General features: G+C 49.0%; 2 protein-coding genes. Both read right to left on the bottom strand.

Annotated elements, in window-relative coordinates; all coding sequences use genetic code 11:
- Positions 1-10: 10 nt before the first annotated feature.
- Complete coding sequence (locus DFP98_RS39390; protein ID WP_246017227.1) at positions 11-904, bottom strand: IS3 family transposase; 894 nt, start codon at positions 902-904, stop codon at positions 11-13.
- Between the two features lie 11 nt (positions 905-915).
- Positions 916-1212, bottom strand: coding sequence for a transposase (locus tag DFP98_RS39600; RefSeq protein WP_116065961.1), 297 nt, complete (start codon positions 1210-1212; stop codon positions 916-918).
- Positions 1213-1289: the final 77 nt, after the last annotated feature.

The following is a 1289-nucleotide window of genomic DNA, read 5'->3' as shown; positions in this document are numbered from 1 at the left end:
TGGACCTCTGTCAAGAAAGTGGACACTCTTTAAGCGCAATTTCATTTCTATTTTTGTAGTACATTTCCTCGAATCGGTCTGGAGATTCATAACCTAAAGAACCATGAATCCTCTTGCGATTGTAGAAAAACTCAATATACTGAAACATCTCTTTCTGCGCTTGCTCCTTCGTCCTAAATCGCGTGCAGTAAATAAACTCTTTCTTCAGCACGCTGTGAAAAGATTCGATACAGGCGTTATCGTAGCAGTTTCCCTTGCGGCTCATGCTCGCTTTCATCTTGTACTTCTTTAGTCGTTTACGGTACTCCTCGGAAGTATACTGCGAACCGCGATCAGAGTGGTGGAGAAGTCCCTCAGCCGGCTTCTTCGCTTCGTAGGCCTTATCCAGTGCTCCAAGTATCAAGTCCGTCGTCATCTGGTCTCCGAGCTTCCAGCCGACGATTTTGCGGGTGTACAGGTCTAGGACACTTGCCAGGTACAACCGACCTTCTCGGCACGGCACATAGGTGATGTCCGTAACCCAGACTTTGTTTGGCTCGGTGGTTGTAAACTGCTGATTCAGCACGTTTGGCGCGATCGGATTCGTATGGTTGGAATCGGTTGTTTGCACCCTGAACTTCTTCGAGACACAGGAGCGAAGGTTGTTTTCACGCATCAGCTTGCCTACTAGACGCTCGGAAACTGTCCAGCCTTCCTTCTTGAGAAGCTTCGTAATCTTAGGGCTGCCATACCGCTTTGCAGCGTCATGGAAGAACCATGTAATCCGCGCCAATAGCGCCTTGCGTCGCTTCTGGTAGGTATTCTCGTTTGCTTTCTCCTGGCACCGCTTGTGGTACCCACTCCGGGATACGCCAAGGACACTGCACATCTTCTCCATGCGAAACTCGGAGCGATGATCTTCGATGAACTGGAACCTTAGTTCTTTTCCTTGCTGAAGATGTGCATAGCCTTTTTTAGGATTGCGATCTCCTCCTGGAGATCCTCAATCTTGCGTGCTTGTTCTTCTAGTTCCCGATCCTTCTGACGGAGTGTTGCGCGATCTACAAGCGGTTCGTTCTCAAACTTCCGGTACTTGGCCTGCCACTGACGGATCGTTCCCCTCGGCACATTCAACTCCTCGGAGATCTGTGGCAGTGTCTTCGTTTGTTCCTGAATGTAACGTACGACCTGTTCCTTGAACTCTTCACTGTAATGCTGTCTCTTCTCACCCATCCCGGACACCTCTTCCTCTTGTTGTTTTCATTATCTGTCTGCTCTTATGAGGTGTCCACTTTTTATTCTAGCTGCAG

Source organism: Cohnella phaseoli (assembly GCF_003386235.1).
GTDB classification, from domain to species: domain Bacteria; phylum Bacillota; class Bacilli; order Paenibacillales; family Paenibacillaceae; genus Cohnella; species Cohnella phaseoli.
This window is presented reverse-complemented; position numbering and strand designations above follow the sequence as displayed.